Source organism: Latilactobacillus parasakei (assembly GCF_049674265.1).
In the GTDB taxonomy this organism is placed as follows: domain Bacteria; phylum Bacillota; class Bacilli; order Lactobacillales; family Lactobacillaceae; genus Latilactobacillus; species Latilactobacillus sakei.
On record NZ_CP186861.1, the window covers coordinates 1,875,195 to 1,900,170 of the forward strand.

The window sequence follows — 24,976 nt, forward strand, 5'->3', positions numbered from 1 at the left end:
GGCTAGCTCAATGTTAGAACAAGATATCGAACGTATTTTATACACCAGAGAAGACATCCAACGGGTCAATGAAAAATTGGGCAAGCAAATTACGGCGGATTACCAAGGTAAAAACCCATTAATGATTGGGATTTTAAAGGGCGCAATTGTCTTTATGACTGATTTGATTCGGGAAATCGATTTGCACGTCGAAATCGATTTTATGGACGTTTCAAGTTACGGCGAAGGGACGATTTCATCTGGCGAAGTAAAGATTATTAAGGATCTCGATACGAGCGTTCAAGGGCGCGACATTATCATTGTTGAAGATATTGTCGATACTGGTCGGACGTTGAATTACTTGATGGCCATCTTGAAGACTCGCCAAGCTAATTCGATTAAAGTTTGTACTTTAATGGACAAACCAAGTCGTAGAGTTGTCCCAGTTCATTCGGATTATGTTGGCATGGAAGTGCCAAATGAATTCGTTGTTGGATACGGTTTAGATTATGCCGAACGTTACCGTAATATGGGGACAATTGGCGTTTTGAAACCGGAAATATATTCGGGTAAATAAATGGTCAATGAAAGTCAGATATGTTATAGTTTAACAGTGTCAAAAGGACACAGTGTCACAAATGATGAGAAGCTTCAGGAGGTCACGTATGAACAACAAGAAGAATAGACTGTTCAGTAATAGTCTGTTTTACATTATTATCCTAGTGGCTTTAGTCGGTGTATTTTCATTCTTCATGAATGGCAATAGCGGATCAGAGTCTAAGGAAGTTCAATCAAGTACTTTTTTAAGTGAATTGAAGACGGATAAAGTTAAGTCGTTCTCAATTCAACCGACAAATGGTATTTATAAAATTTCAGGGGAATATCGTAAAGCACAAAAAGACGAACAGCCTAAGTCAACATTTTTTGGTTCACAATCAAAAAATAAGAAAGTGACACACTTTACAACCACTTTATTACAAAGTGATTCACAAGTTAGTGCCATTACGAATTTAGCTAACCAAAACAAAACAAAGATTGAAACAATGCAAGAACCACAATCTGGTTGGTGGGTTAGCATCTTAAGCCTAATCTTGCCACTAATTATTATGTTCGGATTATTCTACATGATGATGGGTCAAGCAGGTCAAGGCGGTGGCCAAGGTGGCCGAATGATGAACTTTGGTAAATCCAAGGCGCAAAAAGCAGACAAGGGTGCGAATAAAGTACGCTTCTCTGATGTTGCTGGCGCTGAAGAGGAAAAACAAGAATTGGTCGAAGTTGTCGAATTCTTGAAAGATCCTCGTAAGTTTGCGGCATTAGGCGCACGGATTCCAGCCGGGGTATTACTCGAAGGACCTCCAGGTACTGGTAAAACATTATTAGCGAAAGCAGTTGCTGGTGAAGCGGGCGTACCGTTCTTCTCAATCTCTGGTTCTGATTTTGTTGAAATGTTTGTCGGTGTTGGTGCTAGCCGTGTTCGTGATTTATTCGAACAAGCTAAAAAATCAGCACCATCAATCATCTTTATTGATGAAATTGATGCTGTTGGACGTCAACGTGGTGCCGGTATGGGTGGCGGCCACGATGAACGTGAACAAACATTAAACCAAATGTTAGTTGAAATGGATGGTTTCTCAGGTAATGAAGGCGTCATCGTCATCGCTGCTACTAACCGTTCAGATGTCTTAGATCCAGCCCTCTTACGTCCAGGTCGTTTTGACCGGAAGATCCTTGTGGGTCGTCCAGATGTTAAGGGCCGTGAAGCCATCTTGAAAGTCCATGCCAAGAACAAACCATTAGCAGACGACGTCGATTTAAAAGAAATTGCCCAACAAACACCAGGTTTTGTGGGTGCTGATCTTGAAAACTTATTAAACGAAGCAGCCCTTGTGGCAGCTCGTCGTAGTAAAAAAGATATCGATGCTTCTGATGTTGATGAAGCCGAAGATCGGGTAATTGCTGGTCCTGCTAAACGGGATCGTGTTATCAATCCTAAAGAACGTGAAACAGTGGCTTATCACGAAGCTGGTCATGCAATTATCGGCTTAGTATTAAGTGATTCACGTGTCGTTCGGAAAGTCACGATTGTGCCTCGTGGTCGTGCTGGCGGATATGCCATCATGTTACCTAAGACGGATCAATTCTTGATGAGTAAGAAAGAATTAACGGAACAAATGACTGGTTTAATGGGTGGTCGGACAGCTGAAGAAATCATCTTCAACTCTCAATCAACCGGTGCTTCAAACGATTTCGAACAAGCAACAGATATTGCACGTGGCATGGTTACCCATTATGGGATGACTGAAAAACTAGGAACGGTTGCACTTGAAAAAGAAGGCCAACCATTCGTCGGTGCTGCTTACGGTCAAGGCCCAGCCTTTTCTGAAGCAACGGCTGCTGCAATTGATAGCGAAGTTCGTCGCTTAATCGACGAAGCACATCAACAAGCAACTGAAATTATTCAAGCACATCGTGAACAACACAAGTTGATTGCTGAAATGTTATTGAAGTACGAAACATTAAACGAAAAAGAAATCTTAAGCTTATTCAATGATGGTAAGATGCCTGAAAAGAATACTGAAGAATTCCCAAGTGAAAAAGCGGCTACTTTTGAAGAAGCTAAAAAAGCACTTGAAGCTAAAGAAGCTGAAAAAACTGACTCAGAATTAGAGGCTGAACAAGCTGATTCAGAAACAACAGAAGTTGCGGATGATACTGCTGATTCAAAACCAACTAATGATGACTCAAGCGATAATGCATAATCGGTTATAACGAAAAGGTCGACACGATTAGTGGTCGACCTTTTTGTATCAATAAATAAAAGAGGTAGCATAATGAAGGATTATTTAGTCAAACAAGTATCAGAAGATGGTCAATTACGGGCCTATGCCGTAAATGCCACACAAGTTGTCACAGAAGCACAAGAAAAACACGATACATGGCCCACATCATCAGCCGCTTTTGGCCGGACAATTGTTGGGACATTACTATTAAGTGCCGCTGGTTTAAAAGGCGATACTAAGATGACGGTTAAAGTCGATGGCGATGGCCCTGTCGGAAAAATCGTAGTTGACGGTAACGCGCAAGGAACTGTTAAGGGTTATGTCACTAACCCCCACGTTAACTTACCCTCAAATGAGAAAAATAAGATTGATGTTAAAGCCGGCGTCGGCACAACGGGGACGTTAAGTGTTACTAAGGATCTCGGCCTTAAAGAACCCTTTACTGGGCAAGTGCCATTAGTTTCTGGTGAATTAGGTGAAGACTTTACGTACTATTTAGCAAAATCTGAACAAACACCATCAGCAGTCGGTGTTTCAGTTTTTGTCAATGAAGATAGCACAATCGGCGTTGCCGGAGGGTTTATGATTCAAATCTTACCTGGTGCAGACGATCGCTTAATTGATATTCTAGAAGCACGACTACAAGAAATGCCACTTGTTTCAGAACTATTGCAACAAGGGATGACACCTGAAGAAATCATCACCGAAATCGTTGGTGAATTACCAATGAAGACTTTGGAAGAATTACCTGTTAAATACGAATGTGATTGTTCTAAGGAACGGTTTGCTAAAGCACTCAGTTCAATTGCACCCCAAGATTTAAAACAATTAATTGAAGAAGATCACGGTGCCGAAGCAACATGTCGGTTCTGTGGCAAACAATATCAATTTAGTGAAGCAGATTTGAAAGCCATCTTAGCAGAACAATAGGACGGAATTTTTGCCTGAAAGATAATTTTTTGCTATGATAGCTTGGATATTGTCGAAAGACACGAAGGGAATGGGTTGGCATTATGACATGGCAAATAGGAGACGTGACGATTCCAAATCAAGTAGTCGTCGCACCAATGGCTGGTATTACAAACGCAGCATTTCGAGTGACTGCAAAGGAATTTGGCGCAGGCTTAGTCGTCTGTGAAATGATTAGTGACCGCGGGATTATGCACAATAACAAAAAAACAATGGGCATGATGTTCGTCGATCCAAACGAACATCCAGTGAGCATCCAAATTTTTGGTGGCTCAAAAGATACATTAGTGGAAGCCGCTAAATTTGTGGATCAACACACACAAGCTGACATCATCGACATCAACATGGGCTGTCCCGTGAACAAAGTCGTGAAGACGGACGCTGGTGCGCGTTGGTTATTAGATCCAAATAAGGTTTACGAAATGGTTTCATATGTGACGGACGCTGTTAAAAAACCGGTCACGGTTAAAATGCGGACTGGTTGGGATGAAGATCACATCTTTGCTGTTCAAAACGCCCTTGCTGCAGAACGCGCTGGTGCGTCAGCACTTGCTATGCACGGTCGGACTCGTAAACAAATGTATACTGGTCAAGCAGACTGGGATATCTTGAAGCAAGTTAAAGCTGAATTGAAGATTCCATTTATGGGTAACGGGGATGTCCGCACACCACAAGATGCCAAACGCATGTTGGATGAGGTCGGTGCCGATGCTGTCATGATTGGCCGCGCTGCTTTAGGGAACCCTTGGATTTTACGCCAAGTTGAAACCTATTTGCGAAGCGGTGAATTGATTGCAGAACCAACACCAAGAGAAAAAATTGAAACAGCTAAGCTCCAGTTGCATCGTTTAGTAGAATTGAAGGGCGAAAACGTTGCTTGTCGTGAATTCAGACAACAAGCTGCTTACTACCTCAAGGGGATTCCTCGCGCTGCTAAGACGAAGGCTGCAGTTAATGAAGTTGAAACAGAACAAGCGGTTGGCGACATTTTAGACCGTTTTGTTGAAGAAACTGAAGCAAGAATGGCATAAGGGGATACTTAATTGCCTAGTTTCATGTTAAAATCAACAAGAGTAGATAATTGAAAGTAATGGAGGAATTGTCAGTTGGCACAAAAAGATAATCAAAAAGAAATGAATGACCAACTTAAGGTCCGTCGCGAAAAAATGCAATTTTTAAAGGATGAAGGCATTGATCCTTTTGGGAGCCGTTTTGAACGGACGCATTTAGCAGCAGCGCTACACGAAGAATTTGAAGCAATTGAAAAAGATGACTTGGATGTTAAAAACCAAGAAGTCACAATTGCAGGACGAATGATGTCTAAACGTGGTAAAGGTAAAGTTGGTTTTGCCGATATCCGCGATCGTTCAGGTAAGATTCAAATTTATGTTCGTAAAGACGAAGTCGGTGAAGATAACTACAAAATTTTCAAGAAAGCCGATTTAGGGGATCACTTAGGTATTACCGGTCAAATCATGAAAACTGATATGGGTGAGTTAACGGTTAAGGCAACTCATCTAACATTCTTGTCAAAGGCATTACGCCCATTACCTGATAAGTATCACGGTTTAACGAATGTCGAACAAATTTATCGTCAACGTTATTTAGATTTGATTGCTAACCCTGAAAGTATGGATCGTTTCACAAAACGGAGTAAGATTATTTCTGCCGTTCGTGAATATTTAGATACACATGACTTTACTGAAGTTGAAACACCTGTCTTGCATGGCCAAGCTGGTGGAGCTTCAGCACGGCCATTTATTACACATCACAATGCATTAGACATTAACCTCTACTTACGGATTGCGCTTGAATTGCACTTGAAGCGACTAATCGTTGGTGGGATGGAACGGGTCTATGAAATTGGCCGTGTATTCCGGAATGAAGGGATTGATACCAAACATAACCCTGAATTCACGATGTTAGAAACATACGCTGCATACTTTGATTACAAAGATGTCATGGATGAAACAGAAGGCATTATCCGTTTTGCAGCTCATAAAGTCTTGGGAACTGGTCAAATTTCATATCAAGGTCAAGCAATTGACTTAGATGGTGATTTTGCCCGTGTTCACATGGTAGATGCTATTAAGGCTGAAACAGGTGTCGATTTCTGGCAACCAATGACAGTTGAAGCTGCTCGTGAATTAGCAGATCAACACCACGTTAAGTATGAAGAATACTGGCAAGTGGGGCATATCATTAACGCCTTCTTCGAAGAATTCGTTGAAGATACGTTAGTACAACCAACATTCATTTATGGCCATCCAGTGGAAATTTCACCATTGGCTAAGAAGAATGCCGAAGACGATCGTTTCACAGACCGTTGGGAACTCTTCATGCATGGTAATGAATATGCAAATGCCTTTACTGAATTGAATGATCCAATCGATCAACGTGAACGTTTTGAAGCACAAGCTAAGGAACGTGAAAATGGTAATGATGAAGCTGAAGGTATCGACGAAGATTATGTCGAAGCATTAGAATACGGAATGCCGCCTACAGGTGGACTTGGTATCGGGATTGATCGTCTTGTTATGTTGTTAACTGACGCTGCTTCTATCCGTGATGTCCTCTTATTCCCAACAATGCGTCCAGATAAGCAAGAAAATGAAGAAATTTAAAACTTTTTAAACGCCTGAAAAGGCGTTTTTTTTGTGTAATTTTCGGGATAACCGCCATATAAAGACTGCTTTTGGATAATTGTTCATGTTTTGCATAAAATACCGGATAAATTGGATTATTTAGGTGTTGAAAGTTCTGAAATAAAGATGAATAAATAAAGTTGACGAATGATTAGATAGCTGATATAGTAGTCTATGTTGTCAGCGAGATAAAAGCCACAACCATTACAAGAGACATTAAAAATTGCTTTTGAATATTTATTCAAAAAATATTAATAAAGTTCTTGACAATTGGTTGTTATAAATGGTATATTAATTAAGCTGTTTCAACACAGTAGATCTTTGAAAACTGAACAAAGTTTTGATAAACCAAATGTGTAGGGTCGCCCTTCGGGGCACAACATATTTGCGAAGTCAATTTCGCTAGCAAATAAATTAAGTAACAAAACAAGAGCTACAAACTTTTAATCGAGAGTTTGATCCTGGCTCAGGACGAACGCTGGCGGCGTGCCTAATACATGCAAGTCGAACGCACTCTCGTTTAGATTGAAGGAGCTTGCTCCTGATTGATAAACATTTGAGTGAGTGGCGGACGGGTGAGTAACACGTGGGTAACCTGCCCTAAAGTGGGGGATAACATTTGGAAACAGATGCTAATACCGCATAAAACCTAACACCGCATGGTGTAGGGTTGAAAGATGGTTTCGGCTATCACTTTAGGATGGACCCGCGGTGCATTAGTTAGTTGGTGAGGTAAAGGCTCACCAAGACCGTGATGCATAGCCGACCTGAGAGGGTAATCGGCCACACTGGGACTGAGACACGGCCCAGACTCCTACGGGAGGCAGCAGTAGGGAATCTTCCACAATGGACGAAAGTCTGATGGAGCAACGCCGCGTGAGTGAAGAAGGTTTTCGGATCGTAAAACTCTGTTGTTGGAGAAGAATGTATCTGATAGTAACTGATCAGGTAGTGACGGTATCCAACCAGAAAGCCACGGCTAACTACGTGCCAGCAGCCGCGGTAATACGTAGGTGGCAAGCGTTGTCCGGATTTATTGGGCGTAAAGCGAGCGCAGGCGGTTTCTTAAGTCTGATGTGAAAGCCTTCGGCTCAACCGAAGAAGTGCATCGGAAACTGGGAAACTTGAGTGCAGAAGAGGACAGTGGAACTCCATGTGTAGCGGTGAAATGCGTAGATATATGGAAGAACACCAGTGGCGAAGGCGGCTGTCTGGTCTGTAACTGACGCTGAGGCTCGAAAGCATGGGTAGCAAACAGGATTAGATACCCTGGTAGTCCATGCCGTAAACGATGAGTGCTAGGTGTTGGAGGGTTTCCGCCCTTCAGTGCCGCAGCTAACGCATTAAGCACTCCGCCTGGGGAGTACGACCGCAAGGTTGAAACTCAAAGGAATTGACGGGGGCCCGCACAAGCGGTGGAGCATGTGGTTTAATTCGAAGCAACGCGAAGAACCTTACCAGGTCTTGACATCCTTTGACCACTCTAGAGATAGAGCTTTCCCTTCGGGGACAAAGTGACAGGTGGTGCATGGTTGTCGTCAGCTCGTGTCGTGAGATGTTGGGTTAAGTCCCGCAACGAGCGCAACCCTTATTACTAGTTGCCAGCATTTAGTTGGGCACTCTAGTGAGACTGCCGGTGACAAACCGGAGGAAGGTGGGGACGACGTCAAATCATCATGCCCCTTATGACCTGGGCTACACACGTGCTACAATGGATGGTACAACGAGTTGCGAGACCGCGAGGTTTAGCTAATCTCTTAAAACCATTCTCAGTTCGGATTGTAGGCTGCAACTCGCCTACATGAAGCCGGAATCGCTAGTAATCGCGGATCAGCATGCCGCGGTGAATACGTTCCCGGGCCTTGTACACACCGCCCGTCACACCATGAGAGTTTGTAACACCCAAAGCCGGTGAGGTAACCCTTCGGGGAGCCAGCCGTCTAAGGTGGGACAGATGATTAGGGTGAAGTCGTAACAAGGTAGCCGTAGGAGAACCTGCGGCTGGATCACCTCCTTTCTAAGGAATAATACGGAAAACCTTGTACATTTGCGAAATCAAAACTTTGTTTAGTTTTGAGAGGTCTACTCTCAAACTTTGTTCTTTGAAAACTGGATAATAAGTAATATATTAGTTTTAAAAGCCGAGAAAAACATTGCGTTTTAAAGAGTTTTTTAATAATAGAAATATGAATTAGTTCATATCGCTAAACTCAAATAATAACCCTTTACCGTAGGTAAAGATAGGTTAAGTTATAAAGGGCGCATGGTGGATGCCTTGGCACTAGGAGCCGATGAAGGACGGTACTAACACCGATATGCTTCGGGGAGCTGTAAGTAAGCTTTGATCCGGAGATTTCCGAATGGGGGAACCCAATACTTTTAATCGAGTATTATCATTAAGTGAATACATAGCTTAATGAAGGTAGACGAGGGGAACTGAAACATCTAAGTACCTTCAGGAAGAGAAAGAAAAATCGATTCCCTAAGTAGCGGCGAGCGAACGGGGAAGAGCCCAAACCAAGAAGCTTGCTTCTTGGGGTTGTAGGACAGAACTTTGGAGTTACCAAGTTAAGTTGTAATCGAATCAGCTGGGAAGCTGAGTCAAAGAGTGTGATAACCACGTAGATTAAACAACTTAACCTCCGTTCTGAATCCTGAGTACGGCGGAACACGTGAAATTCCGTCGGAATCCGGGAGGACCATCTCCCAAGGCTAAATACTCCCTAGTGACCGATAGTGAACCAGTACCGTGAGGGAAAGGTGAAAAGCACCCCGGAAGGGGAGTGAAATAGATCCTGAAACCATGTGCCTACAATTAGTCAAAGCTCGTTAATGAGTGATGGCGTGCCTTTTGTAGAATGAACCGGCGAGTTACGTTTATATGCGAGGTTAAAGTGAAAAGCTGGAGCCGTAGCGAAAGCGAGTCTGAAATGGGCGAGTGAGTATATAGATGTAGACCCGAAACCAAGTGACCTACCCATGTCCAGGTTGAAGGTGTGGTAAAACACACTGGAGGACCGAACCCACGTCAGTTGAAAATGGCGGGGATGAGGTGTGGGTAGCGGTGAAATTCCAATCGAACTTGGAGATAGCTGGTTCTCTCCGAAATAGCTTTAGGGCTAGCCTCGGAATATTGGATCATGGAGGTAGAGCACTGTTTGGACTAGGGGCCCGTCATGGGTTACTGAATTCAGATAAACTCCGAATACCATTGATTTAGTTCCGGGAGTCAGACTGCGAGTGATAAGATCCGTAGTCGAAAGGGAAACAGCCCAGATCACCAGTTAAGGTCCCAAAATTTATGTTAAGTGGAAAAGGATGTGGCGGTGCACAGACAACTAGGATGTTGGCTCAGAAGCAGCCACCATTTAAAGAGTGCGTAATAGCTCACTAGTCGAGTGCCGCTGCGCCGAAAATGTACCGGGGCTAAACATAATACCGAAACTGTGGGTGGACACGTAAGTGTCCGCGGTAGGAGAGCGTTCTAAGGGCGATGAAGCTAGATCGTAAGGACTAGTGGAGCGCTTAGAAGTGAGAATGCCGGCATGAGTAGCGAAAGATCAGTGAGAATCTGATCCACCGTATGACTAAGGTTTCCTGGGGAAGGCTCGTCCTCCCAGGGTTAGTCGGGACCTAAGGCGAGGCCGAGAGGCGTAGTCGATGGATAACAGGTTGATATTCCTGTACTAGTTTATTTTGTTTGAATGATGGAGGGACGCAGGAAGCTAAGGAATACACACGACTGGAAATGTGTGTCCAAGCAATAAGTCTTGAGTTGAGTGAAATGCTTGATTCTTTAAGGACAAGTTGTGATGGGGAGCGAAATTAAGTAGCGAAGTTCCTGATGTTACACTGCCAAGAAAAGCTTCTAGTGAGAAATAAACTACCCGTACCGTAAACCGACACAGGTGGTCGAGGAGAATATCCTAAGGTGAGCGAGTGAACTCTCGTTAAGGAACTCGGCAAAATGACCCCGTAACTTCGGGAGAAGGGGTGCTGACCGTCAGGTCAGCCGCAGTGAATAGGCCCAAACAACTGTTTATCAAAAACACAGGTCTCTGCAAAATCGTAAGATGACGTATAGGGGCTGACGCCTGCCCGGTGCTGGAAGGTTAAGAGGATGAGTTAGCGCAAGCGAAGCCCAGAATTGAAGCCCCAGTAAACGGCGGCCGTAACTATAACGGTCCTAAGGTAGCGAAATTCCTTGTCGGGTAAGTTCCGACCCGCACGAAAGGCGTAATGATTTGGGCACTGTCTCAACGAGAGACTCGGTGAAATTATAATACCCGTGAAGATGCGGGTTACCCGCGACAGGACGGAAAGACCCCATGGAGCTTTACTGTAGCTTGATATTGAGTGTTTGTACAGTTTGTACAGGATAGGTAGGAGCCGTAGAAATCGGAACGCTAGTTTCGATTGAGGCGTTGGTGGGATACTACCCTAACTGTATGACCACTCTAACCCGCGCCACTTAGCGTGGCGGGAGACAGTGTCAGGTGGGCAGTTTGACTGGGGCGGTCGCCTCCTAAAGTGTAACGGAGGCGCTCAAAGGTTCTCTCAGAATGGTTGGAAATCATTCGTAGAGTGTAAAGGTATAAGAGAGCTTGACTGTGAGATTGACAAATCGAGCAGGGACGAAAGTCGGACTTAGTGATCCGGTGGTTCCGTATGGAAGGGCCATCGCTCAACGGATAAAAGCTACCCTGGGGATAACAGGCTTATCTCCCCCAAGAGTCCACATCGACGGGGAGGTTTGGCACCTCGATGTCGGCTCATCGCATCCTGGGGCTGTAGTCGGTCCCAAGGGTTGGGCTGTTCGCCCATTAAAGCGGTACGCGAGCTGGGTTCAGAACGTCGTGAGACAGTTCGGTCCCTATCCGTCGCGGGCGCAGGAAATTTGAGAGGAGCTGTCCTTAGTACGAGAGGACCGGGATGGACATACCTCTGGTGTACCAGTTGTGCCGCCAGGCGCATCGCTGGGTAGCTATGTATGGCAGGGATAAACGCTGAAAGCATCTAAGTGTGAAGCCCCCCTCGAGATGAGATTTCCCATTCCTTTATGGAAGTAAGACCCCTGAAAGATGATCAGGTAGATAGGCTAGGAGTGGAAGTACAGCGATGTATGGAGCGGACTAGTACTAATCGGTCGAGGACTTAACCAAAGGTGCAATGTTTGGCTTTTGAAATGAAAATATTACTTATTATGCAGTTTTGAGAGAACGAAGTTCTTCTCAGTGCGAAAGCACAAAATAGTGTGGTGGCGATAGCAAGAAGGATACACCTGTTCCCATGTCGAACACAGTAGTTAAGCTTCTTAGCGCCGATAGTAGTTGGTGGGAAACTACCTGCGAGGATAGGACGTTGCCACGCTTGATTCCGGTTTAGCTCAGTTGGTAGAGCGCATGACTGTTAATCATGATGTCGTCAGTTCGAGCCTGACAACCGGAGTAATGAATTGAGCGGTTGAGACCCTTCAATCGTTTTTTATTTTCGGCCCGTTGGTCAAGTGGTTAAGACACCGCCCTTTCACGGCGGTATCATGGGTTCAAATCCCGTACGGGTCATCTTTTATGCCGGCTTAGCTCAGTTGGTAGAGCATCGGTATCGTAAACCGAGGGTCACAGGTTCGACTCCTGCAGCCGGCACTAAGTGTTATGCATGTGATTCTTGTTAAGCATTGTTGGTCTTGATGACTGGCAATGCTTTTTTATTACCTTTATTTATAATAAAATCAAAAATAAGATGCTGTCCCAGCTGGGAACAGCATCTTATTTAGTTTAAGCGATCATTAACCCATTGCCACAATAGTAATTGCGTTCGGCCTGAAATCTTACCGTTTGCTAATATCTCAGCAGCTTGTTTTTTATTAACCCAAATACTGGTCAATTCCTCAGCAGATTCTAAAGTTGTTTCTTGAGTGGGGTGTTGATCGATTGTACAGATGGCTAAAGTAATGGCACCATCCGTAATACCTGGTGTAGAATAGCTAGGGTTAAATATTTGATCAATATGAACGTCCTGATAGCCTGTTTCTTCGACGAGTTCGCGTTCAATGGCTTGTTCGACTGTTTCACCAGGTTCGATTAAACCAGCTGAATTACCATAGACATAATCGTTGAGGGGTAGTCTGAATTGTCTTAATAATAAGACCTGACTATGGTCATGATTAAGGCAAAACATGGTGACTGCAGAAGCTGTTACGGGGTGTTTAAGATTATCTGTCGTTAAATCAGCCTCACGACTGACAAAATGATAATTAATCTCTTCTTTTTGGGTGTTTCGGTAGGTAGCTTCGTAATAATTAAGCCACCGATCCGTTAATAATTTCTTAAGTGCAACTAATTTGAGTTGTGTCACAATATTCGACCTACTTTCTATTTAATCATTGTACTACAAAGTTTCTTCACCCGTTCACCCATAAAATAATTATTAAATCGAAGTAGATTGATAAAATCGATTATGACTTAGATAACATATTAATAATTACTGATTCAAATTTGGGAAAATATTGGGTGAAAACAAACGAAAGTAGGGGAGATTAATTGCGAAAATGCTAGGTAATCCTAGTGAAAAACGGTTTGAAAGTTAGTCAAAAAATACATAAAAATTTAAAAAAAGAATTGCTTTAACATTAAAATAAGATTATAATGTCATTTATAGATTCTAAGCGAATGATAAGAGAGTTCTTGTATAGTGCCGATTTCAACCATTGAAGTCCCTATCTTAACAGCTGTCAATTCCTAGTTTCAAAAATAATAAAGTTTTAAAGTGGGGTATTACAATGGAAGAGAAACATGAAAAGACATTCTTTGGCCAACCGCACGGCCTATCGACATTATTCTTCACAGAAATGTGGGAACGATTCAGTTATTACGGGATGCGTGCAATTTTACTATTCTATATGTATTTTGCTTTAGATAAAGGTGGTCTTGGTTTTGACAAGACGACTGCGATGTCAGTGATGGCAATCTATGGTTCGATGGTTTATTTAGCCAGTGTTGCTGGTGGTTGGTTGAGTGATCGAATCTGGGGTAGCTTTAAGACCGTCTTCATCGGTGGGGTCCTCATTATGTTGGGCCATATTGTACTAGCGGTACCGATGGGCGCAACTGCTTTATTTATTTCAATCGGCTTGATTGTTGCCGGAACTGGGTTATTGAAACCAAACGTTTCTGAAATGGTTGGTAGCTTATACAGTGAAGATGATCGTCGTCGAGATGCTGGTTTCAGTATGTTCGTCTTCGGGATTAACTTGGGATCGTTTGTCGCACCATTGATTGTTGGGACCGTCGGCTTACAGATGAATTTCCACTTAGGGTTCTCATTAGCTGCCATTGGGATGTTCTTCGGGTTAATTCAATATTATCGTGGTCGTTCACAATTTAATAAAGAAAATGCGCGTCCTAATGATCCGATTGCTGCAGAAGAATTAACAAGCGTAATTCGCAGAATCGTACTTGGTATTATCGCAATCGTAATTATTGTTTTAGCAATGCAATTTACAGGTCATTTAAACATTGAAAATATTGTTTTGGCAATTTCAATCGTTGCGATTGCTTTACCAATTATCTATTTCTATCGGATGTTAGCAAGTCAAAAAGTGACTAAAAAAGAACGTTCACGTGTTTTAGCATATATTCCATTGTTCATTGCTGCTGCTGTTTTCTGGGGCATCGAAGAGTCAGGTTCAGTGGTCTTAGCATTATTTGCTGAAGATCGTACGGTTTTACACATTGGTCATTTTAATTTGGCTGCTTCATGGTTCCAATCACTTAATCCATTATTCATTATGCTATTAACACCGTTCTTCGTTTGGTTGTGGAGTTCATGGAAGAAGCAACCCTCAGCACCTGGTAAATTTGCTGTTGGTTTAATCTTTGCTGGTCTTTCATATATGTTCATGGCGCTTCCTGGCTTATTACATGGGACTGCTGGACGTGTTAGCCCATTTTGGTTAATCGGCTCATGGGTGATTGTTGAAATTGCTGAAATGTTAATCTCACCAATCGGCCTTTCGATTACAACGAAATTAGCACCAAAAGCATTCCAATCACAGATGATGAGTATGTGGTTCTTAGCTGATGCTGCTGGGCAAGCAATTAATGCACAACTTGTGCGTTTATATTCACCACAAACAGAAATTAAATACTTCTTAGGCATCGGGATTGTTAGTGCAATCTTCGGGATCGTCTTAATTTTCTTCGTGAAACCAATTCACAAGTTGATGGAAGGCGTTAACTAATTATTTAAAAAATCTTGGTTATTTATACAATAATCGAGGTTTTTTTTGCATTTTAGGGTTGATTTTTGTCTGAAAATTTTGTAAACTAATATAGTTGAATCGATGAGATGAGACAGACATATGGAGGAGTAGCGAAGTGGCTAAACGCGGCGGACTGTAAATCCGCTCCTTCGGGTTCGGTGGTTCGAATCCACTCTCCTCCACTTGATTGGGCTATGGCCAAGCGGTAAGGCAACAGGTTTTGATCCTGTCATGCGCTGGTTCGAATCCAGCTAGCCCAATAATTTATCAGGTAAGCGTACCGACAGTTGTCGGTGCGCTTTTTTTTGTGAGTAAAAAAACACGCTTTATTCATTTATAGAATAAGCGTGTGCGGATTATTAATAGCAGTTCTGTGTTTTAAGGTATGAAAGATGATTTAATCGCGCCTCAGGTAAGCCCCAGAACTCGAATCTGAAGAGGTTAAAGGAAATCCGACTAATAGTCCGTCGTATGCCTTATAAACTTCATGGGCCCATATATAGCCAAGAGAGAGTGTTAATTTAAAGAATGGTTTTGAGAGAAGATAAAAGGTAACAAAAAAGGCCGATGAATTAATTTTCACCAGCTTTTTTGTTATTTATTTCATTCGTCTAATAAGATAATAGTAATTCACTGATTTCGTTTGCCTCGTCAGCATCAAATGTTAGTAATTCGATGGTGCTTCAAATAATGAATCAAGTAATTCAAGTAGTTCAGTCAATAACGGTTCAAAGAATGGTTCGTCAAATAATAGCGCATCAAATGGTGCTGGTGAAACAAGCCATTCAGCAGCAGGGACAGTTAACACAACTAATAATGGTCAAAATGGATCAGCTAATAGTGCTGATAAAGCGCCTGACACAGCCGATAAGACTGGCAACAAGCCAACTACCTTACTTCAAACGGGTCAAGATAATCATGACAAGACAATTGCGACTATTTTTGCGGGTATCGTAGCAAGTCTTTCTGGCTTATTTGTTTTTGGGAAACGCTTCTAGGTTCAGCAAAATCTTGTAAGGAGGAGATAAGGGGATGAAAGGACAGCAAAAGCGCCCGGCAGTGAAATGGGTTCGTTGGCTTTTTATAGCATCACTTTGTCTTTTTCTAGGTTTGATGGGTGTTCAAAAGTATCGGCATGATCAGTTGACGCAAAATATCGCCCGCGCACGAATCGTTAAAGTGCGACCAGTTCAGACGAAAAAAATGGCGGACGATAACGCACCGCAACCAACTTATTGGGATGAAGATACGCGGGGGATTACGGTTGGTAAGTTGGCAATTCCCTCAGTGGGTATTAAATTGCCGATTATCAAAGGTATTGGTCAAACAAACGGGCACGATAATATGCTAAAGGCGGCTGTTACCAATAAACAGGGACAGACAATGGGCAAGCGAAACTATGTTTTAAGTAGTCACGATATTGCCCAGGAAAATGTTTTGTTCTCACCACTCAGTCAAACGAAAGTGGGCGCCGCGATTTATTTGACCGATACGAAGCAGGTTTATACCTATCGCGTCATCAGTCGCAAAACGGTTAAGGCCAACCAAGTAGCTATTTTGGATGATGTCCGGCAAAAACGCCTAGTGACTTTGTACACCTGTGATCCTGATGGCGAGATAGTCAATGGTCAGACTTACGAGCGAACAGTCGTTGTGGGTGAATTGGTTAAAACGTCGCAGGCATCAGTTAAAAATTTAGCACGCTTCTAAATGAGAAAGCGTCCGACAAAAGTCAATTTTGCCGGACGCTTTTTTAGTATAGATAAGGTGCTAATTGACTTTAACACTTTCTTTCGGTATTCTTGGTTCAATACAAAAAGGGGTGGCAGAATGAAAATTGGTTTTATTGGTGTCGGTAATATGGCACAAGCAATTATTAAAGGCTTAGTGAAAGCTGATCAGATCGCAACAACGGATATTTTGGTCCACGGGGCTCATCCGGCAAATTATGAAGCATTTGCGGCTGAACAACACATTACACCAGTGGCAGATAATATCGCGGTAGTCGCACAAGCTGATATTGTCTTCTTGGCGGTTAAACCATATATTGTGCCACTTATTCTGGAAGAAACAGGCGCCGCTTTTAAAGAAAAGAAACCATTAATGGTTTCAATGGCAGCCGGTCTTTCGTTGGCTAAATTAAGTCAACAAGTGGACGCGGATAATCTACCTATTTTGCGGATTATGCCCAACGTCAACGTTGCTAACCGCGCCGGTATCACAGCCGTTGTCGGTAATGCACAAGTGAGTGCTGATCAATTGAAGAGCGTGAAGGACGTCTTGTCACAATTAGGTGGCGTTGTTGAAATTGGTGAAAAAGACTTCACAACTTTCAGCGCACTTGCTGGCAGTTCACCAGCTTTCGTTTACTTATTCATCGATTCAATGGCACGTGCCGGTGTTAAACACGGTTTAACCAAGAAAGCGGCAACTGAAATCGCAGCCCAAGCTGTTTTAGGGAGCGCCCAAAATGTTCTGCTGAGTGACGATTCACCATGGGACTTAATCGACAAAGTATCATCACCAGGTGGCACAACCGTTGCAGGCTTGTTAGCAATGGAAGAAGCAGGTTTAATGTCAGCAGTGGTTAAAGGTATCGACGCAACAATTGAAAAAGACTTGGAAAGCCAAAAATAGCGTGCGGACTCGAACGATTTGACTTTGAGGATTAACCTAAAAATGAGCAGTATGGCAGGTTTTAGCCATACTGCTCATTTTGTAGTTAACCGGAAAAGGCAGTTCGGGGAAGCACGTTTAAGTATAAAAAGAGGTCGCAACAAAAGTAATTTTTGTTGCGACCTCTTTTTTACGCCATGTTCTGGCCTATTTTTAACAACGTTGCGCTTGTCTGCACATCGTGTGGCACAACTGATGTGTTAATAAGCTGCTGGCAGGTGAGACGGGATTTTCACCGTTTGTTTGCAATGCCGTAATAAAGGCTCTAATCATTGGGTCAAAACCGCGGCTGACTAGTGTTGGTTCCCAGTCCGCGGGTTGTTGTTGCCGATTATCCGTTGCCGTTTTGGCGGTATATTGTGTCAGGTTATCAACAGTGAATAAACCGTGCGGACTTTGAAGACTAGCGATTTCTTGGTTAGTGCCACCTTGCATATTTAACGTCGCAGTGATGAGTTGACTGGTCGTTTCAACGGTCAGCTGGGCAACTTGCAGTTGTTGGTTGGCATCCTGTTTACAATACGTCTGCACGTTATCGCTCAAACCAACGTCATTAGCTAAATAAAGGGCTGTATCAATGGTATGAATCATTAAATCGTAAATCGCAAAAGCGGCTGGTTGACGCGTATCGACGCGCGTTTTCGTAACGTTGATCAGTTGCTTATTAGGGATGCTTTTTAACTTTTGTAATTGCGGCACAAAACGGCGGTTGAAACCAACCGTTAATAATAGGCCTTGCTGTTCGGCTAATTTATAGAGTTCAGCGACTTCCAGTGGGTTCTCGCTGAGCGGTTTATCGACAAAAACGTGTAATCCATGTGAAAGTGCTTGCTTAACAAGTGTATAATGGGTGTTAGTAGGTGTATGGATAAAAACGGCATCCAAGGATTTTGCCAAGAGATCTTCAAAAGAGAGACAACCATCGCTAAAGTGATATTGGTCTTGTAGTTGCGCCAGTTTTGCGGGTTGGCGGGAACATAAAACCCAGTTAACTTGATCTTGTAATTGTGCCATTACTGGCAAATAAGCTTTTTGCGCGATGTTGCCTAAACCGATAACCCCAATATTTAGCATGCTTAAAACTCCTCACAGTAGTTGATAAGGACAGTATACCAAATTTTTAAGAAAACGGTTCAAAGATCACGTCGAGTGCCTTGCATTTTTGGTCTATACCATTTATACTGGAAGTAATTTAATAATAGAGGTGGATGGATAATGACAATCAAAGTTTTAAAACATGCAGTAATCTATACTGGTGATGACGTTATTGAAGATGGCTATATTCGTTTTGACAAACAAATTTTAGCTGTTGGCCCAATGTTTGACTATAAAGCACAAGCTGGCGAAGAAATCCAAGATATGAAGGGTCAAACCATCATTCCTGGCTTCATCGACGTTCACTGTCATGGTGGTTACGGTTTTGATGCAATGGATGGCGATGCTAACCAAATCGACGAAATGGCAACTAAGATGATGCAAAACGAAGGTGTCACAACTTTATTTGCAACAACAATGACACAATCAAACGAAAATATTGCAAATGCCATGCGTGGTGTTAAAGACGCTGCTGAAAAGAACCCATTAATCCAAGGTGTCCATCTAGAAGGGCCATTTATCGCCCCAATCTTTAAGGGTGCTCAACCTGAACAATTTATCAAAGATCCAGACGTTGACTTATTAGACGAATGGAACAAATTATCAGGCAATCGCGTTCGTTTAATTACTTACGCACCAGAAGATCCTGGTTCAAAAGCGTTCGAAGATTACTGTTTAGCACACAACATCGTACCTTCTGTTGGTCATAGTAATGCTACACGTGAACAAATGATTGAAAGTAAAGCAACTCACGTCACGCATTTATACAATGCCCAACGTGAATTCAAGCACCGCGAACCTGGTGTAACAGGTCACGCAATGTTAGAAGACAATATGTATGCTGAATTGATCGCAGACGGTTTCCATATCGTGCCAGATATGATTAAATTAGCATATGAACAAAAAGGTGCAGAACGCATCGATTTAGTAACTGACTCAATGCGTGCCAAAGGGATTGCTGAAGGCGAAAGTGAATTAGGCGGCCAAAAAGTAATCGTTAAAGACAAACAAGCACGTTTAGAAGACGGCACATTAGCTGGTTCTGTCTTGACTTACATCGACGCCTTCAAGAATATCCAAACCTTCACGGGCTGTGATAAATTTGAAGCCGTTATGATGTCAAGTGTTAACCAAGCTGAAGAATTTGGTTTAACACAAAAAGGTAAATTAGAAGTAGGCCGCGATGCTGATTTAAACATCTTAGACCAACAACAAAACTTAGTGGCAACTTATAGCTTCGGCCAAGGTTACCAACATTAATCAATAGGAGTGTGACCCATGGAATCACCTGTTTATATTCAAATTCATAATCAACTTAAAAAAGATATTGAAGCCGGCAAGTGGTCGATTGGGGATCGGATTCCTTCAGAACGTGAACTCGCATTAAACTTTGAAGTCTCGCGAATGACGCTTAGACAAGCCGTCCAAACGCTGGTTGATGAAGGCATTTTGGAACGCCGGATTGGTGCCGGGACCTACGTCGCAAACCGAAAAGTCCAAGAAAAGATGTCCGGGGTAACCAGTTTTACAGATTTAATGACGGCCCAAGGCAAGACGCCATCTAGCAAGACGATTTCTTTTCACATTGCTAACCCATCATTAAGTGAAGCTGAAAAGCTCCAACTAAAAGACGGTGAACAAGTGCTACGGATGGAACGGATTCGTTACGCGGATAATGTTCCCATTTGTTTTGAAGTGGCCACAGTGCCACAATCATTAGTCGCTGATTTCAGTAAAGCTGAAATCACCAGCTCTTTTTACAAGACGCTGGAAGAAAAAGGCGGCTACCAAATGGGTGGCGCGCAACAAACCGTTTCGGCTCAACTCGCCTCAGAACGCATTGCCGAATACTTGGACATCAAGCGCAACGGCTCAATCTTACGCTTGCGCCAAGTATCCTTCTTAAACGACGGTACACCATTTGAATACGTCCGCACACAATACGTGGGCGAACGATTTGAATTTTATTTGGAAAGATAAAAAAAGAGTCAAAACAATGATTTTATTCGTTGTTTTGACTCTTTTTTGATTAACCATAAATATGATCTGTTGTGACTTTGCCATCTTTCATAGCGTATAAAGGTTGGTTATCTTGAGGATTAATTAAGGTTATCGTATAGGTTGGGAAATTTTGAGAAAGTGTTGTGATTTTATCTTTAGTGGTATCAAAATTATACGGTTCTTGATTGTGACTAGCAATTCTAGAGAGTTGTGTTATTAGTTCAGGATCCTGTGGGGTTAAAATTAGTTTTGCATCAGATATTGTAACTGATATTTTGTTTTCAAATGTTTCTTTTGCAACAGCAGTCGCATTAGACGTGTTGTGGGAATTGGAACTACTGTTTGAATTGTTATTAGAACTAGATGTGATACTAGAGCTAGTAGAAGACGTATTTTGTTTATTTATGGAACTACTTGAATTTTTTTCAGAAGCAACTACTGAAGAACTAGTATTGGAAGTACTAGGTTTTAAGGTATCATCAGTTTCAGAAAATTGAGATTTAGCATTTGTTTTTTCAGAGCTACTTTTTTGGATAGACGATATTTTGATAGATTTTTTCTTTTTTACAGTGGCTACTTTTTCTGAATCATGCGACGGTTCCTTCTTAGAGGATAGACGACTGTAGCTCATCCAACTAAAAATAAGACAGAATATTGAAATAACAAATAAAATAATCCGTAAGTGCCGGTTACTCTTAAACGGCTTAAAAAAAGAAAGTATGATCAAAATTAGTGCAAGTATGAATAAGATAATGGTCCAGATTAACATAAAATTCCTCCTAAGATGATGTATCATTTTCATTATATAAATGAATTAAGAAATTAGCTAGATAATCTTATCAGTTATGGTAATATTAATTAACGGATTAAATTTTTATGGGGGTATCAGCTTTGAAAAAAAAGAATTGGGTATTTTTACTATGTATTGCGTTCTTAAGTATATTACCGATTTTTATAAGTAATACGAATGCTGTGCAGGCTAGCACTAATCTATTTGCAGATGTTGCTAGCTATCAACCTGATAATTTAGCATTCTTTCAATCTTTGAAACAAAAGGGTGTTAAAGCAGTTAATGTTAAATTGACACAGGGTGATTGGTATACAAATCCTAAAGCTAAGGATCAAATAAATAATGCTAAGAAAGCGGGATTATTAGTTAACGCATATCATTATGCAGAATTTAATTCCAGTGTAGATGTAACTAGTCCAATTCGAGAAGCAGCTTATTTTGTTGCTGCAGCAAAACGTTTAGGAATTGAAAGTAACCGGGTAATGGTTCTGGATATCGAAGATGAACAGAACAGTAAGGACAGTAATGTAATTACAAAAGATATTAATACATTTGAAGATTATGTATCTGCAAATGGCTATGCTAAAACGTCAACGTATGTCATGCGTTATTGGCTTACAATTCAACGTGTTTTAGATGCACAATTACATGATAAGAATTTATGGGTAGCTGAGTATGGTACTTCTCAGTGTGGTTATCCATGTGAAGCATGGCAGTTTACAAGTACATGGGATAATAATGGTAACAAAATTGATATGAGTTACGATTACAATGGACGGTTCACTGAAGGCGAAGATGATGGTTTTAAAATAACTGAAAAGCAATCCGTCAATAAGAATGTTCAAATTGCGAGTCATGATTATAGCTTATTTAATACACCATCGCCTTTAAATGGCGCTAAGTTATTAATTAATGGTCGCGATTTAACTCAGAGTGTTGTTCATGTAGTAGCTAAGTATAAAGTAAGTAATGGTGAGTATTATTATAACTTTAAATATGGTGATCGTTATTATTGGGCAAATACACGTGCTTTTAAAGATACATTTGAGATAGTTTCAAAGGAATCAATCAGTAAAGATATTAGAATTAATAGTTATGATTATAGTTTATTCAATACACCATCTCCCATATATGGTGCAAAACTATTAATTACAGGTAACCATCTTCAACAAACAAGTGTCCATGCTGTTGCTAGATACAAAGTAAGCAACGGAGAATATTATTACAACTTTAAATATGGTGATCGTTATTATTGGGCAAATACACGTGCCTTTACAGACGTATTTAAGGTAGTTGATAAAGAATCAATGAATAAAGATTTTAGAATTAGTTTAAATAACTATGGCTTTTATAATACACCGTCACCACTTCCAGGAACAAAATTATTATTAGTAGGTTCACAAGTTGATCATAGAGTTGTCCATGTTGTGGCAAGATATAAGGTAAGTAATGGCGAGTATTATTATAATTTTAAGTATAATGATCGTTATTACTGGTGTAATTCGAGAGCTTTTGCAGAAGTTGAAAAATCTGTTCAAAAGGCAACGCTTAAATTAGATAAGGAATCGGAATCAAGTAGTGCTGAAAGTAAAGAAACATCGTCACAAGAAAGCAGTAATGTGATAAAAGAAGATAGTGCTAAAGAAGCCACTTCTCAAAGTAGTTCAACATCTGAAATAAGTTCAGTAAGTACTAGTCAAGTTCAAAAAGAATCAGAATCATCAGAAGCAGTAGTTAATGGTGAATCACAGTCGAGTGCTGTAGTACATTAATTTATCATTAGATCAGACACAGAATACTTGTTAGCGCAAGTCAGATCAGAACTATCATAGTTAGATTGATAGTTCTGTTTTTTTATACATATTTAATTTTAACGGTAATTAACGGCATATAATTTGTAGAAGTTAGATAAATATAATGGTATGATTAATTTATCACAAACTTGTAGGTGTAAAAATGAATAGAAAAAATAATTTTAAATTTGAAATCTTATCAATTTTAATAATATTGGTATGTGCAATTATATTAGTAATACCACAGATTAGAAGTAATGCTGTTATTTTTGGAACGGACACTGTATTTCATATGAACAGTTTTTATGAGACTGCTAGTCAAATTCTTAATGGTAAGTTTAGTTATTTTCAATCTAATTTTGGTTATAATGGTTCCGCTAGAATTGTTTCAGCGCTGTACGGGCCAGCTATTAATTATTTAGGTGGTATTATTTTAGCGTTAAGTAAGAGTTGGGTGACGTTGCAAGTCGTTTTAAATATAATTGTATTGTGGGTTGCAGGAAGTAATATGTACGCTTTAAATCGCTATCTAAATGTTAAACGTTTGATTGCGATAGTTATCAGTGTACTATATATGTTTTCACCAGTTGTTTTGTATTGGGTAATTGGACATAATTTTACCGGCTGGGGTGCTGCTTTCTTGCCATTGTTATGTATTTCAGCAGTTCGTGTTATCCAGGATGAATCGCAGCCTGTTAATGTTGTATTATTATCGATTACTATGTCAATTCTAATCCAAGTCCACTTAGTAACTAGTTTAATTGGCATTTTAATTCTAGTATTATTCTATAGTTTTGGTTTGTACAAAAGTCGAGATAAAAAGAAATTACTAATTAAGGTGGTAATTGCGGCGGGGATAACGTTGTTATTGACAGCGAACGTTTGGGGCGCAATATTGGATGTTTATAGTGGCAATACTGTTGTTTCAACTTTTCCCAATCCAGATTTAAGTAATTCAGTAATGCATTTTACAACTACCAGTTATAACTGGAATCACTACGGACTGATATTTAGCTTTATCTTTATCGCACAGACGATATATACATTAATAAAATTCCGATATATGGCATTGGTTGAAAAGCTTATTAACGGATGTGGTATTATCTTTTTAATCGGTTCATCCAGCTTAATGCCGTGGAAGAGAGTTGGAAATCATTTTCCAATCTTGAAAACGATGTTACAGTTTCCAGAGAGATTATCAGTTATTAGTTTTGTACTTTTGCTCTTAGGAATCGGAATAGCATTAAGTAAAGTTTCTTATACAAGATTAGTTAGTTGCAGTATGCTAGTGATTGCGAGCATGATTTTTATTAACGCTAGACATTTAGTACAGGCTCCTATTGCACATTGGCAGGGGAGCGATATTAATGCCTTATATAATGGTGAAAGATCAACAAATGATATTAAATTATTGAAAAAAAGCTTTCAAAACAAAAATAAATTAAATGCAGGGTTACTATTATTACCTAAGAGAACACCTGATTATTTACCAGCTACACCAAGTATTAAAAGTGCTGAGTATAGTCAAGTAGATCCATATAACCTGTATAAACAACAAGTGTTAGATAATCAAATTATAGTCGAACGAAAGGTGAATAAGAATAAACAGATAGTAAAATGGATCAATACGGATCAAGAAAAAAAGAATATACAACTACCAATTATTAAATACAATCACAGTCAGGTTGTTGTAAATGGAAAATTAATAAAAGATATAAAAATAACTAGAATTGGCGCTATGATTATTCCTTCAAAAGTGGGAATTAATACTTTAGAAATTAGTTATCATCCGAATGGAATAATTCATATATTGATGCTTAATACTATTATTGCATGGCTATTGATGGCTGTCGTCGTTATTCTTTATTGGAATAATTTATTTAAAAGATTAAAAAGTATTTAAAAACTTTTAACTAGGGGTATTCATTTGAGGATATCCCTTTTTATTTAGGCCGGAACAATATACACTGATAGTGTATAAT

General features: G+C 40.8%; 16 protein-coding genes, 5 tRNA genes and 3 rRNA genes. 20 read left to right on the plus strand and 4 right to left on the minus strand.

The features are described from left to right. Positions 1-10: 10 nt before the first annotated feature. The 11 genes from hpt to ACPBEH_RS09395 all read left to right on the plus strand — a co-directional run bounded on the left by hpt (position 11) and on the right by ACPBEH_RS09395 (position 12,021). A complete protein-coding gene (hpt, locus tag ACPBEH_RS09345; RefSeq protein WP_424348990.1) occupies positions 11-556 on the plus strand; it encodes a hypoxanthine phosphoribosyltransferase in 546 nt (181 codons plus the stop codon). Positions 557-644: 88 nt separating this feature from the next. Then, positions 645-2,741: an ATP-dependent zinc metalloprotease FtsH gene (gene ftsH / locus ACPBEH_RS09350; protein WP_424348991.1), complete on the plus strand. Its 2,097-nt coding sequence runs from the start codon at positions 645-647 to the stop codon at positions 2,739-2,741. Between the two features lie 72 nt (positions 2,742-2,813). Next, the gene (hslO, locus tag ACPBEH_RS09355) at positions 2,814-3,692 is read left to right on the plus strand and encodes an Hsp33 family molecular chaperone HslO (RefSeq protein WP_424348992.1); all 879 of its coding nucleotides are present in this window, start codon (positions 2,814-2,816) and stop codon (positions 3,690-3,692) included. A gap of 83 nt (positions 3,693-3,775) precedes the next feature. Further along, entirely contained in the window at positions 3,776-4,762 is a 987-nt protein-coding gene (gene dusB, locus ACPBEH_RS09360; RefSeq protein WP_424348993.1) for a tRNA dihydrouridine synthase DusB, read from the plus strand. 102 nt (positions 4,763-4,864) lie between these two features. Next, positions 4,865-6,355, plus strand: a complete 1,491-nt coding sequence (gene lysS, locus ACPBEH_RS09365) for a lysine--tRNA ligase (protein WP_096695405.1) — start codon at positions 4,865-4,867, stop codon at positions 6,353-6,355. A gap of 464 nt (positions 6,356-6,819) precedes the next feature. Then, positions 6,820-8,393 (plus strand): 16S ribosomal RNA (locus ACPBEH_RS09370). Positions 8,394-8,619: 226 nt separating this feature from the next. Beyond that, positions 8,620-11,538: ribosomal RNA gene (locus tag ACPBEH_RS09375) — 23S ribosomal RNA — on the plus strand. A gap of 91 nt (positions 11,539-11,629) precedes the next feature. Next, a 5S ribosomal RNA gene (gene rrf, locus ACPBEH_RS09380) occupies positions 11,630-11,746 on the plus strand. Together the 16S, 23S and 5S rRNA genes with 3 tRNA genes alongside form the textbook arrangement of a ribosomal RNA operon. Positions 11,747-11,751: 5 nt before the next feature. Then, positions 11,752-11,824, plus strand: a tRNA-Asn gene (locus ACPBEH_RS09385). Positions 11,825-11,868: 44 nt separating this feature from the next. Next, positions 11,869-11,940: transfer RNA gene (locus ACPBEH_RS09390), tRNA-Glu, on the plus strand. 8 nt (positions 11,941-11,948) lie between these two features. Next, positions 11,949-12,021: transfer RNA gene (locus ACPBEH_RS09395), tRNA-Thr, on the plus strand. Positions 12,022-12,148: 127 nt separating this feature from the next. On the opposite strand, the gene ACPBEH_RS09400 is transcribed toward ACPBEH_RS09395, so the two are convergent. Beyond that, positions 12,149-12,733, minus strand: a complete 585-nt coding sequence (locus ACPBEH_RS09400) for an NUDIX hydrolase (RefSeq protein WP_424348994.1) — start codon at positions 12,731-12,733, stop codon at positions 12,149-12,151. A gap of 424 nt (positions 12,734-13,157) precedes the next feature. On the opposite strand from ACPBEH_RS09400, the gene ACPBEH_RS09405 reads away from it, so the two are divergent. The 3 genes from ACPBEH_RS09405 to ACPBEH_RS09415 all read left to right on the plus strand — a co-directional run bounded on the left by ACPBEH_RS09405 (position 13,158) and on the right by ACPBEH_RS09415 (position 14,899). Next, positions 13,158-14,618 carry a peptide MFS transporter gene (locus ACPBEH_RS09405; protein WP_424348995.1) on the plus strand — a complete coding sequence of 487 codons (1,461 nt, stop codon included), beginning with the start codon at positions 13,158-13,160 and terminating at the stop codon, positions 14,616-14,618. Positions 14,619-14,740: 122 nt separating this feature from the next. Next, positions 14,741-14,821 (plus strand) — tRNA-Tyr (locus ACPBEH_RS09410). A gap of 6 nt (positions 14,822-14,827) precedes the next feature. Beyond that, a tRNA-Gln gene (locus tag ACPBEH_RS09415) sits at positions 14,828-14,899 on the plus strand. Between the two features lie 404 nt (positions 14,900-15,303). On the opposite strand, the gene ACPBEH_RS09420 is transcribed toward ACPBEH_RS09415, so the two are convergent. Beyond that, positions 15,304-15,447, minus strand: coding sequence for a hypothetical protein (locus ACPBEH_RS09420; RefSeq protein WP_424348996.1), 144 nt, complete (start codon positions 15,445-15,447; stop codon positions 15,304-15,306). Positions 15,448-15,671: 224 nt separating this feature from the next. Here ACPBEH_RS09420 and ACPBEH_RS09425 point away from each other — a divergent pair, with 224 nt between their 5' ends. Together ACPBEH_RS09425 and proC are read left to right on the plus strand one after the other, a co-directional pair. Next, complete coding sequence (locus ACPBEH_RS09425; protein ID WP_424348997.1) at positions 15,672-16,349, plus strand: class A sortase; 678 nt, start codon at positions 15,672-15,674, stop codon at positions 16,347-16,349. Positions 16,350-16,469: 120 nt separating this feature from the next. Further along, on the plus strand, positions 16,470-17,276 hold the full coding sequence (gene proC, locus ACPBEH_RS09430) for a pyrroline-5-carboxylate reductase (RefSeq protein ID WP_424348998.1): 807 nt from the start codon (positions 16,470-16,472) through the stop codon (positions 17,274-17,276). Positions 17,277-17,468: 192 nt separating this feature from the next. Here the strand turns inward: proC and ACPBEH_RS09435 are convergent, their stop codons facing one another. Further along, positions 17,469-18,389 carry a Gfo/Idh/MocA family protein gene (locus ACPBEH_RS09435; protein ID WP_424348999.1) on the minus strand — a complete coding sequence of 307 codons (921 nt, stop codon included), beginning with the start codon at positions 18,387-18,389 and terminating at the stop codon, positions 17,469-17,471. 141 nt (positions 18,390-18,530) lie between these two features. On the opposite strand from ACPBEH_RS09435, the gene nagA reads away from it, so the two are divergent. Beyond that, positions 18,531-19,670, plus strand: a complete 1,140-nt coding sequence (gene nagA, locus ACPBEH_RS09440) for an N-acetylglucosamine-6-phosphate deacetylase (RefSeq protein ID WP_035147474.1) — start codon at positions 18,531-18,533, stop codon at positions 19,668-19,670. Between the two features lie 18 nt (positions 19,671-19,688). After that, positions 19,689-20,390, plus strand: a complete 702-nt coding sequence (locus ACPBEH_RS09445; protein ID WP_016265600.1) for a GntR family transcriptional regulator — start codon at positions 19,689-19,691, stop codon at positions 20,388-20,390. A 49-nt stretch (positions 20,391-20,439) separates the two neighbouring features. Here the strand turns inward: ACPBEH_RS09445 and ACPBEH_RS09450 are convergent, their stop codons facing one another. Then, positions 20,440-21,180 carry a hypothetical protein gene (locus ACPBEH_RS09450; RefSeq protein ID WP_424349000.1) on the minus strand — a complete coding sequence of 247 codons (741 nt, stop codon included), beginning with the start codon at positions 21,178-21,180 and terminating at the stop codon, positions 20,440-20,442. 122 nt (positions 21,181-21,302) lie between these two features. Between ACPBEH_RS09450 and ACPBEH_RS09455 the strand changes: the two genes are divergently transcribed. Together ACPBEH_RS09455 and ACPBEH_RS09460 are read left to right on the plus strand one after the other, a co-directional pair. Next, a complete protein-coding gene (locus ACPBEH_RS09455; RefSeq protein WP_424349001.1) occupies positions 21,303-22,973 on the plus strand; it encodes a GH25 family lysozyme in 1,671 nt (556 codons plus the stop codon). 184 nt (positions 22,974-23,157) lie between these two features. Continuing rightward, positions 23,158-24,897 (plus strand): hypothetical protein, encoded by a 1,740-nt coding sequence (locus ACPBEH_RS09460; RefSeq protein ID WP_424349002.1) that lies wholly within the window; start codon positions 23,158-23,160, stop codon positions 24,895-24,897. Positions 24,898-24,976: the final 79 nt, after the last annotated feature.

Coding starts and splice junctions, on each gene's coding strand:
- hpt (WP_424348990.1), top strand. CDS start 11: ATGTTAGAACAAGATATCGAACGTATTTTATACACCAGAGAAGACATC.
- ftsH (WP_424348991.1), top strand. CDS start 645: ATGAACAACAAGAAGAATAGACTGTTCAGTAATAGTCTGTTTTACATT.
- hslO (WP_424348992.1), top strand. CDS start 2,814: ATGAAGGATTATTTAGTCAAACAAGTATCAGAAGATGGTCAATTACGG.
- dusB (WP_424348993.1), top strand. CDS start 3,776: ATGACATGGCAAATAGGAGACGTGACGATTCCAAATCAAGTAGTCGTC.
- lysS (WP_096695405.1), top strand. CDS start 4,865: ATGAATGACCAACTTAAGGTCCGTCGCGAAAAAATGCAATTTTTAAAG.
- ACPBEH_RS09405 (WP_424348995.1), top strand. CDS start 13,158: ATGGAAGAGAAACATGAAAAGACATTCTTTGGCCAACCGCACGGCCTA.
- ACPBEH_RS09425 (WP_424348997.1), top strand. CDS start 15,672: ATGAAAGGACAGCAAAAGCGCCCGGCAGTGAAATGGGTTCGTTGGCTT.
- proC (WP_424348998.1), top strand. CDS start 16,470: ATGAAAATTGGTTTTATTGGTGTCGGTAATATGGCACAAGCAATTATT.
- ACPBEH_RS09435 (WP_424348999.1), bottom strand. CDS start 18,389: ATGCTAAATATTGGGGTTATCGGTTTAGGCAACATCGCGCAAAAAGCT.
- nagA (WP_035147474.1), top strand. CDS start 18,531: ATGACAATCAAAGTTTTAAAACATGCAGTAATCTATACTGGTGATGAC.
- ACPBEH_RS09445 (WP_016265600.1), top strand. CDS start 19,689: ATGGAATCACCTGTTTATATTCAAATTCATAATCAACTTAAAAAAGAT.
- ACPBEH_RS09450 (WP_424349000.1), bottom strand. CDS start 21,180: ATGTTAATCTGGACCATTATCTTATTCATACTTGCACTAATTTTGATC.
- ACPBEH_RS09460 (WP_424349002.1), top strand. CDS start 23,158: ATGAATAGAAAAAATAATTTTAAATTTGAAATCTTATCAATTTTAATA.